General features: G+C 64.9%; 9 protein-coding genes. 8 read left to right on the forward strand and 1 reads right to left on the reverse strand.

Translation table 11 applies throughout. From position 1 onward, the window contains the following. The first annotated feature begins 12 nt into the window (after nt 1-12). From PO883_RS30605 to PO883_RS30640, 8 genes are read left to right on the forward strand one after another with little or no spacing between them, the layout of a single operon-like run. Nucleotides 13-2718, forward strand: a complete 2706-nt coding sequence (locus tag PO883_RS30605) for a tetratricopeptide repeat protein (protein WP_289313130.1) — start codon at nt 13-15, stop codon at nt 2716-2718. Continuing rightward, a complete protein-coding gene (rfbF, locus tag PO883_RS30610) occupies nt 2715-3488 on the forward strand; it encodes a glucose-1-phosphate cytidylyltransferase (protein WP_289313131.1) in 774 nt (257 codons plus the stop codon). The genes PO883_RS30605 and rfbF overlap by 4 nt, the downstream gene beginning before the upstream one ends. Nucleotides 3489-3493: 5 nt before the next feature. After that, on the forward strand, nt 3494-4555 hold the full coding sequence (gene rfbG, locus PO883_RS30615) for a CDP-glucose 4,6-dehydratase (RefSeq protein WP_289313138.1): 1062 nt from the start codon (nt 3494-3496) through the stop codon (nt 4553-4555). Next, nucleotides 4552-5793 carry a class I SAM-dependent methyltransferase gene (locus PO883_RS30620; protein ID WP_289313132.1) on the forward strand — a complete coding sequence of 414 codons (1242 nt, stop codon included), beginning with the start codon at nt 4552-4554 and terminating at the stop codon, nt 5791-5793. Before rfbG ends, PO883_RS30620 begins: the two co-directional genes overlap by 4 nt. Continuing rightward, the gene (gene rfbC, locus PO883_RS30625; RefSeq protein WP_289313133.1) at nt 5793-6353 is read left to right on the forward strand and encodes a dTDP-4-dehydrorhamnose 3,5-epimerase; all 561 of its coding nucleotides are present in this window, start codon (nt 5793-5795) and stop codon (nt 6351-6353) included. Before PO883_RS30620 ends, rfbC begins: the two co-directional genes overlap by 1 nt. 21 nt (nt 6354-6374) lie before the next feature. Further along, entirely contained in the window at nt 6375-7550 is a 1176-nt protein-coding gene (locus PO883_RS30630; RefSeq protein WP_289313134.1) for a DegT/DnrJ/EryC1/StrS aminotransferase family protein, read from the forward strand. Continuing rightward, a complete protein-coding gene (locus tag PO883_RS30635) occupies nt 7547-8179 on the forward strand; it encodes a GNAT family N-acetyltransferase (protein WP_289313135.1) in 633 nt (210 codons plus the stop codon). Before PO883_RS30630 ends, PO883_RS30635 begins: the two co-directional genes overlap by 4 nt. Before the next feature lie 6 nt (nt 8180-8185). Then, on the forward strand, nt 8186-8833 hold the full coding sequence (locus PO883_RS30640) for a hypothetical protein (protein WP_289313136.1): 648 nt from the start codon (nt 8186-8188) through the stop codon (nt 8831-8833). 200 nt (nt 8834-9033) lie between these two features. Here PO883_RS30640 and PO883_RS30645 read toward each other — a convergent pair whose 3' ends face one another. After that, nucleotides 9034-10014, reverse strand: coding sequence for a hypothetical protein (locus PO883_RS30645; protein ID WP_289313137.1), 981 nt, complete (start codon nt 10012-10014; stop codon nt 9034-9036). Nucleotides 10015-10189 lie beyond the last annotated feature (175 nt).

The raw sequence follows: 10189 nt of genomic DNA on the forward strand, positions 1-10189 counted from the left end.
TGACCGCGCCCCATGAAAAAACCCGCTTCCTACGCCCCGCCCTCCCCCCTGGATATCGCCATGCAGCATCACCGGGCGGGACGGCTGGACCAGGCGGAAGCGCTGTACCGCAAACTCGATGGCAGGGCCGATGCCCTCCACCTGCTCGGCCTGCTCCACCAGCAGCGCGGACGCCACCAGGAAGCCATCGACGCCCTCGGGCGCGCGATCGACAAGGCCCCGGCCAACCCCGCCTATTATTTCGCGCTCGACGCCAGCTGCCGCGCCCTGCACCTGCTGCCCGAGCTGCAAGCGAGCTACGAGCGCCTGCTGAAACTGGCGCCGGAGAATGCCGAAGCCCACCTGCAACTCGGCCACGCCCTGCGCGACGGCGGCCAGTTGCCGAATGCCCTGGGCAGCTACCTGGCCGTGCTGGCCCTGCAACCGGACCACGCCGAGGCCTACAGCAACCTGGGCGACACCCTGAAACTGATGGGCAACCTGGACGAAGCCCAGGTCTGCTACGCCAGGGCGCTCGAATTGCAGCCCGGCTTTGCCGAAGTGCACAACAACCTGGGCGAGCTGTACCAGCAGCAAGAACAGTGGACCTTGTCGGCCGATCATTTCGAGGCCGCCGTCGGCCAGCGGCCTGAGCTGGCCGCGGCCCACTACAACCTCGGCGTCACGCGCCAGGCCCAGGGCGCGCTGGACGAGGCCGTGGCCTGCTACCGGCGCGCGCTGGCCATCGACCCGCGCTTTGTCCTGCCGTACAACAATATGGGTATCGCCCTCAAGGAACTCGGCCGCCTCGACGAGGCGCTTGCCGCCTACCAGGCCGCGCTGGCGCTGGCGCCCGATTTTGCCGAAGCGCTCAACAACCTCGGCGGCGCCCTGCTGGAACAGAAGCAGGTCGAGACGGCGATCCAGCACTTCCAGCACGCCGTCACGGTGCGCCCGGACTATGCCGAGGCCTACTGCAACCTCGGCATCGCCTACAAGGCCAGCTACCGGCTCGAGGAAGCCCTGATCTGCTTCGAGAACGCGGTGCACCTGAAACCCGGCTACGCCGACCCGTACGCCATGCTGGCGCTCACCAACGCCGACCTGCAACGGCACGTGCAAGCGCTGGCCTGGTGCGAAAAGACCCTGGCCATGTGGCCCGACAGCGCCGCCGCCCACTTCAACCTGGGCGTGGCGTTCGCCAACATGAACCGCCTGAACGAGGCGATCGCCTCGTTCGAGGAGGCGATTTCGCGCAAGCCCGAGTTTGCCGACGCCTGGAACAACCTCGGCGTGGCCTACAAGGAACAGGGCCGCTACGACGAAGCGGTCGCCTGCTTCGAGCAAGCCATCGCCCTGCGCCCCGGCTTTGCCGAAGCCTTCAACAACCTGGGCAGCGCGCTGAAAGACCAGGGCAAGCCGGACGCCTCGCGCCAGATGTACGAGCAAGCCATCGCGCTGGCGCCCGACTATGCGGCGGCCCACAACAACCTGCTGCTGTCGATGCAGTACGCGGCCGGCATCACCCAGGAACAATTATTCGCGCTGCACCTGCGCTTCGCCGCCCAGTTCGAGCCCGCCCTGGCGGCCCAGCGTTTCCGGCACGCGCCCGGCCTCGATCCGGGCCGGCGCCTGAAAATCGGCTATGTCTCGCCCGACTTCCGGCGCCACGCGGTCGCGTTTTTCATCGAACCGATCCTGGCGCAGCACGACAAGGCGCAGGTCGAGGTGTACTGCTACTACAGCCACGTGATCGAGGATGAATTCACGGCCCGCATCCGCGCAGATAGCGACCATTGGATTGCCTGCCGGGGCATGTCCGACCAGCAGCTGGCTGAACGTATCCACGCCGACGGCATCGACATCCTGGTCGACCTGGCCGGCCACACGGCCGGCAACCGCCTGTTGGCGTTCGCGCGCAAACCCGCGCCGGTGCAGCTGACCTACATCGGCTACCCGTCCACCACGGGCTTGAGCAGCATGGATTACCGCCTCACCGACGCCTTTGCCGAACCGCCGGGCTTGAGCGAACACTTCAACGTGGAAACCCTGTGGCGCTTGCCGGAAGTGTTTTGCTGCTACGCCGCGCATCCGAACAGCCCGGCCGTGATCGACCATCCGCCGCACGAGGATCATGGCTACATCACCTTCGGCTGCTTCAACAATTACGCCAAGGTGAGCGACCCGACCATCGTGCTGTGGGCCGCGATCTTGCGCGAGGTGCCCGCATCGCGCCTGATGCTGGAAATCCTCGGCCTGGACAACCCCGGCATGCGCGATGGCGTGCAAGCGCGCTTCGCGCGCCTTGGCATCGACCCGGCGCGCCTGATCCTGATCGCCAACGACCGCAAGAACCAGTTCGTGCTGTACAACCGCATCGACATCGCGCTCGACCCCTTCCCCTGCAACGGCGGCACCACCAGCTTCGACACCCTGTGGATGGGCGTGCCCTTCGTCACCCTGGCCGGCAGCAACTTCATTTCGCGCCTGGGCGTGACGATCCTGCACAACGGCGGCCTCGACGAGCTGATCGCCGACGACGGCGAAGCCTACATCCGCATCGCCGCCGGCCTGGCGCTCGACCCGGCCCGCCTGCGCCAGCTGCGCACCGGCTTGCGCGAGCGCACCCGCGCCAGTCCGCTGATGGACATGGCGCGCTTCACGCGCCACCTGGAACAGGCGTACCGGGGCATGTGGGAACAGTGGTGCAAAACCAGCAATCAAGGAGCGCTGCCATGAAAGCCGTCATCCTGGCCGGGGGCCTGGGCACCCGCATTCTCGAAGAAAGCCATCTGAAGCCGAAACCGATGATTGAAATCGGCGGCAAACCGATGCTCTGGCACATCATGAAAGTCTTTTCGCACCACGGCGTGAACGAATTCATCATCTGCGTCGGCTACAAGGGTTACCTGATCAAGGAATTCTTTTCCAACTACTTCCTGCACATGTCGGACGTCACCTTCGACATGCAGAACAACCGCATGGAAGTGCATGAACGCCACGCCGAACCGTGGCGCGTGACCCTGGTCGATACCGGCGCCGACACCCTCACCGGCGGGCGCCTGAAACGCGTGCGCGAATACCTGGAACCGGGCAAGCCGTTCTGCTTCACCTATGGCGATGGGGTGGCCGACATCGACATCGCGGCCGAAATCGCCTTCCACCGCGCCCACGGGCGCCTGGCCACGGTGGCCGCCGTGCAGCCGCCCGGGCGCTACGGCGCACTGGTGCGCCATGGCGATGCCGTGACCGCCTTCATGGAAAAGCCGCAAGGCGACGGCGGCTGGATCAACGGCGGCTTTTTCGTGCTGCAACCGGACGTGGTCGACCTGATCGACGGCGACGATTGCAGCTGGGAAGTGGAACCCATGCAAGCGCTGGCGGCACAGAATCAGTTGATGGCGTACGAACACGCCGGCTTCTGGCAACCGATGGATACCCTGCGCGAAAAGAACATGCTCGAAGAAATGTGGCAATCGGGCACGGCGCCGTGGAAGGTGTGGGCGTGAGCGGCATGGATGCGCTCGCGCACGCCTTCAAGGGGCGGCGCGTGTTCGTCACCGGTCACACCGGCTTCAAGGGCGCGTGGCTGTGCCTGTTCCTGGCGCGGCTGGGCGCGCGCGTGACCGGCTATTCCCTGGCCCCGTCCGGCACGCCCACCATGTTCGAGCTGGCGCGGGTGAGCGACACCCTGGAGCGCCACCACATCGCCGACGTGCGCGACCAGGCCGCGCTGACGCGCGCCATGGCCGATGCCGCGCCCGAGCTGGTACTGCACCTGGCGGCCCAGGCGCTGGTACGCCACGGCTACGCCGATCCGGTGACCACCTGGTCGACCAATGTGATGGGCACCGTGCACGTGCTCGAAGCGCTGCGCGCCTGCCCCGATGCACGGGCGGCGCTGGTGGTGACCACCGACAAATGCTACGAAAACCAGCACTGGCCGTGGGGCTACCGTGAAAACGACCGCCTCGGCGGACACGATCCGTACAGCGCCAGCAAAGCCGGCGCCGAACTGGTCGCACACAGCTACCGCAGCAGTTTTTTTGCCGCCGGCGGCCCGCTGCTTGCCACCGCCCGCGCGGGCAATGTCATCGGCGGCGGCGACTGGAGTCTGGATCGCCTGATTCCCGACGCCGTGCGCGCCATGCAACAGGGCAACGCGCTGCCGGTGAGGAGTCCACACGCCACCCGCCCCTGGCAGCACGTGCTGGAACCGCTGCACGGCTACCTGCTGCTGGCGGCGCGCCTGCTCGCTGGCGACACGGCCTGCGCCGGCGCCTACAATTTCGGCCCGGACGCCGCCGACAACCTGTCGGTCGCCACCTTGCTGGGCGGCTTGCAGGCGCACTGGCCGCAACTGGCCTGGCGCCTCGATGGCGAACAGCACGCCGCCAAGGAAGCCGCCCTGCTCTACCTCGATTCGAGCAAGGCGCGCCAGGAGCTCGACTGGCAAGTGCGCTGGCCGCTGGCGACCGGCATCGAACAGACGGCCACCTGGTACGCCGCCGCCGCGCGCGACCCGGGCGGCGCGCGCGCCTTTACCGAACAGCAACTGGAACATTTCTGCGCATGAACAGCCCCGCCCGCTCCTGCCGCGCCTGTGGCGCCGCTCTTCACCACAGCTTTGCCGACCTGGGCCTGTCGCCTGTATCGAACGCCTTTGTCGAGCCGGACCAGGCCGCCGAGGGCGAGATGTTCTATCCCCTGCACGCCATGGTGTGCGCCCAGTGCTGGCTGGTGCAACTGGCCGACGCCACCCGCGCCGAGCTGCACTTCCACGCCAACTACGTGTATTTTTCCTCGTTTTCCAGCAGCTGGCTGGCCCACGCGCGCGCCTACGTGGAACAGATGACGGCGCGCCTCGGCCTGAACCAATCGAGCCGCGTGATGGAAATCGCCAGCAACGATGGCTATCTCTTGCAGTATTTCCAGCAGGCCGGCATTGCCTGCCTGGGCATCGAACCGAGCGGCAACACGGCGGCGGCGGCGCGCGCACGCGGCATCGACACGCGCGAACTGTTCTTCAACCGCGCCACCGCCGCCACGCTCGCGGCCCAGGGCGAACAGGTCGACCTTTTACTGGGCAATAACGTGCTGGCCCACGTGCCCGACCTCAACGATTTTCTGGGCGCCATGCCGGCCGTGCTGAAACCGGAGGCGGTGGTGACCCTGGAATTTCCCCACCTGCTGCGCCTGATCGCCGACCAGCAGTTCGATACGATTTACCACGAACACTATTCCTACCTGTCCCTGCTGGCCCTGATGCCCGTGTTCGTGCGCGCCGGCCTGCGCGTGTTCGACATCGCGCATCTCCCGACCCACGGCGGCAGCCTGCGCGTGTACGCCTGCCTGCAAACGGCGGCGCACCGCACCACGGCGCAGGTCGAAGCTTGCATGGCCCTGGAACAGGAAGCCGGCCTGGCGCGCCTGGACACCTACGCCGGCTTCGGCCAACGCATGCGCGCCACCAAACGCGCGCTGCAGCGTTTCCTGATCGACGTCAAGGATCAAGGCAAGACGATTGCCGCCTACGGCGCCGCCGCCAAGGGCAACACCCTGCTCAACTACTGCGGCATCGGCGCCGACATCATCGATTACGTGGCCGACAGCAATCCCGCCAAGCAAGGCCGGCTGCTGCCCGGCAGCCGCATTCCCGTGCGTGCGCCCGCCGCCGTGTTCGAAACGCGTCCCGACTACCTCTTGATCCTGCCGTGGAACATCAAGGAAGAATTGATGACCCAGATGGCCGGCATCCGCGACTGGGGCGGGCAATTCCTGCTGGCCAACCCGCACATGCACGTGGTGGCCTGATGAAATTGACCCCCACCTCGCTGGCCGGCGCCTTCCTGATCGATATCGAGCCGGTGGAGGATGAGCGCGGCCTGTTCGCCCGCACTGTCTGCGAGGAAGAGTTCGCGCGGCACGGCCTGGTGGGCCGGTTTGTGCAGCAAAGCGTATCCTGGAATCCGCACCCGGGCACCCTGCGCGGGCTGCATTTCCAGAGCGCGCCAGACCAGGAAGTCAAGCTGGTGCGGGTAACGCGCGGCGCCATCTTCGACGCCATCGTCGACCTGCGGCCGGGCTCTGCGAGCTACGGCAAGGCATTCCATACCGAACTGTCGGCGGGGAACCGGCGCCAGTTGTATATTCCCGCCGGCATGGCGCATGGCTTCCAGAGCCTGGAAGCGGACACCGAAGTCCTGTACCAGATGAGTACGCCGTTCCGCCCCGCCTCCGCACGCGGCCTGCGCTGGGACGATCCGGCGCTGAACATTCCCTGGCCCGCGTGCGCAGCACGCAAGATCTCCGCCAATGACCGGGCATGGCCGACCCTGGCCGCGCGCACCCTCGCCCTGACCCTGAACCTTTAACCTGTCTTGTGAAGGACTGCCATGATCCCCGTATTTAAGCCGCTGATCGAAAAAGAAGAAATCGACGCCAGCCGCGAATCGCTCGAAATGGGCTGGCTCGGCATGGGCAGCTACGTGTCCGGTTTTGAAAACAAGGTCAAGGAAATCCTGGGCACGGAAGAGCGCTACGTGGCCGCCTTGAGTACCGGTACCGCCGGGCTGCACGTGGCCTTGCTCATCGCCGGGGTCGGTCCGGGCGATGAAGTCATCGTGTCTTCCTTTAACTGCTCGGCCGACTTCCAGGCCATTTCCTGGGTGGGCGCCGAGATTGTCTTCTGCGACTGCCTCGACGACACCCTGGCGATCGACATGAAGCAGGCGGCCAAGCTCGTCACGCCGAAGACAAAAGCCATCATCGTCATGGATTACGATTGCATCCTTTGCGATCATGATGAAATCGCCGAATTTGCCGCCACCCACCAGCTGCGCGTGATCCACGATGCCGCGCATTCCTTCGGGTCCAGATACAAGGGCAAGCCGGTCGGCAGCTTTTCCGACATCTGCGTGTTCAGCCACGATCCGGTGAAAACCATCACCTGCCTCGACGGCGGCACGATTGTGGTGAAAACCAGGGAAGAACTGGCCATGGTGCACGAACTGCGCCTGCTCGGCATGCAGCAGCCGGCCGCGGTCATGTACCAGAACCAGCGTGCCTGGACGTTTGACGTCGAACGCGTCGGCTACCGCTACCACATGCTCAATATGCACGCCGCCATCGGGCTGGCGCAGCTGTCCAAGCTGGCGCTGATCGCCAGCAGCCGGCGCGACGCCTGCATCAAATACAACGCGCTGCTGGCCGGCGTGCCGCAGGTGCGCACCCCGCTGACCGACTTCGCCGATGTGAATCCGTTCCTGTACTACATCCGCGTGCCGGCCGAGGACCGCGATGCGCTGCGCAAGTTCTTGAAGGAAAACGGCGTCGACACCGGCATCCACTGGCAGCCGGGGCACTGGTTTTCGCTCTGGAAAAACTGCCGCGCGGGCGACCTGAGCGTGACCGACCGGGTCGGCAATGAAATCCTGTCCCTGCCGCTGCACTCGCGCATGGACCTGGCCCTGGTCGATGAAGTGTGCCGCCAGATCGGCCTGTACTTCGCCGGGACGCCGGCCGCCGGGACGCCGGCCGCCGGGAAAGCCGTCGCGGGGATAGCGGCATGAGCCGGCAAGCCTTGTTCGCCGCCTACAAGCAGGCGGCCGGCGCCGGGTCGGACCTGGTGATCCCGGTGGGCCAGCCGGTCGAAGCCCTGCTGCGCCCGATCGCCACGGCCAGCGCCCACATCGACCTGAACGACGCGCGCCTGCTCAGCGAGTGGCGCAACCGCTTCGTCAAATCCTTCCTGACCGAATTCGACTCGCACGAAACGCGCACCGCCAACTGGCTGGCGACCGCGGTGGCGCGCGATCCCGGCAAGATCCTGTTCATGGTCGACACCCTCGACGGCCGCTCGGTCGGCCACGTGGGGCTGGGATTCATCGACTGGGACAAGGGCTACGTGGAGGCGGACGCCATTGTGCGGGGCGGCGACTGCCGCAAGGGCTTGATGACGCTTGCGCTGCAGGCCTTGCTGCACTGGGCGCGCGTGGGCCTGGGGCTGGACGACGCCTGGGTGCGGGTGCGTTCCGACAACCCGGCGCTGGCGTTTTATCAGAAGGCGGGCTTTAGCGAGGTCAAGCGCGTGCCACTGGCCAGCAGCAGCGCGGATGGTCAGGTCACCTGGGTGGAAGATCCGGCGGCCGGCAGCGATGCGCCGGCGCTGGTGTACATGCGTTATCAAGCAGCGGAGTAGGCGCGCATGGCCCACGAACACTTGGTCGCTTACACGTGCCAGCAGGTCACGACGTTTTTTCCGGGCATGGAAGCGGCCGTGCTGCAGCGCGTTATCGGGACGCATTGGGACACGACGATGGTACGGCTGCAAGCTTGCATCGACAAGGTGACGATGTGGCCGCGGGGGCAATTCAACTATCTCAATTCAAGCCAGTATTGCCAGTATTTGTATTTCTTGTCGAATACGATATGGCGCGAAGACCGCAGCGAGGAAGCGCTGGGCGTGGCGACGCGCCTGTTCCTGCTCAACAAGGCGCTCAACGGCATCGATGTGTTTTACGAGATCGCATTGCCGGAGGTGTTTTTCATCGGGCACTCGGTGGGCATCGTGCTGGCCAAGGCGACGTATGGGAACTACCTGGTGCTGTATCAGAATTCCACGGTCGGCAAGAACCACGGCGTGGCGCCGGTGCTGGGGGAAGGCGTGATCCTGTACCCCAACAGCGCCATCATCGGGCGTTGCCGGATTGGCGACAACACCACGGTCGCGCAGGGCACCGGTGTGATCAACCGCGACACGCCGGGCAACTGCATGGTGTTCGCAGGCACGGCGGGCGAACTGGCCATCAAGCCATCGAAACGGCGCCTGACCGAGGATTTCTTCCGCCTCTAAAAGACTGCTTAACCGGGGTCTGACCTCTGACTCGAAACATTTCTTAATCGAATTTCTTAACCGGGGTCTGACCTCTGACTCGTTAACCGGGGTCTGACCTCTGACTCGAAACATTTCTTAACCGGGGTCAGAGCTCTGACTCGAAACATGTCAGTCCCGCAAACTGCGGCCGTCGTCATTTTGCGAGCTTGACCACGGTGTCAGTGCAGCCCAGCCGATACGGTCGTGGTCGCCTCACTCCTGATACGTTGGCGGTGGGCGTTGTATTTTTCAATGACCGCCGCTTCCCGCGTTCCTGCATCGTCCAGTACTGCGGACAGCCGGCGGTAGGTGGCCAGATCGGCATCGCTGGAAAAGAGCAGCGTCTGTTGGTGAAGCTGCAGGTTGCCAAGCCGGGATTGGGCGAAATCGAGCACGCCGCCCATGGCGTCGATCAGCTCCTTCTGCACCCCAGACAACTCCGCGTTGAGTTCGAGCGTCTTCTCGCCAATCCGCACCACGTTGCTCATTTGCATATTGCTATAGCGTCCCGGGATGCGCGCCGTACGCAGATATTCCCGGCCATCCTCGATGGACGCCTTGGCCAACGCGTCGCGCTGCTCGATGAGTTGCCTGAATCGCGACATCTGCACCCGCGCAGCGTCAATACCCTTGCGCGACGTTAAGCTTTCCGGCGTCAGCGCGTTCAGGGAGAGCTTTCCGAACTCCTTCTCCAAGCGTTCGTTGTCGACCATCTGGCGCTTGAGCACTGTGCCAAGCCCATCCAGGAACGCAAGCAGCGCGCGCGCATCTTCGCTGGCAGGGATGGGCGCCGGCACGCTGCCTTGCTCCGCCGTCTGGTTCATAATCACAAGCAGTTGCCGCTGCGCATAGTGGATTGCCGCCTCGTCCTTGTGCATTCCCACGATATTGCCCACGCCAGCCAGCAACAACAGAAACGCCACCACGAACTTGGCCTTGACCATCTGGCGCGCAGGGCGCCTTCTCAGGAAGAACCGGAGTGCGCCCAGCACAATGGCGGCCGCCAGCACGAGGCCAAACAATTGCCCGGCCATTTGCGCGTGATTTTGCCCGCCGGGGCTGGCCAGGCGCGGCAGGAAAATCGCAGCTGCAAGCGTCAGGTTGGCAACGCTGTTGACGGTGCGCTCCGGCGTTTCAGGCGCCTTGTCATCGATATGCATATTGAATTGTTGAAATTGATAAGTGAAACGCCACGCATGGCGGCGATGAGCGCATCCAGCCTGCGCGCGGCAAGCACGCGGCACGAAAATGAACGCGCACAGGTAGTTTTCTGAACGTCATAAGACTTTTGCATGATGCCGGCGGGGCCGCTGCCCGGGGCGGTCCGAGATTTAA

The organism is Massilia sp. DJPM01 (assembly GCF_030348125.1).
Taxonomy (GTDB): domain Bacteria; phylum Pseudomonadota; class Gammaproteobacteria; order Burkholderiales; family Burkholderiaceae_D; genus Telluria_A; species Telluria_A frigida.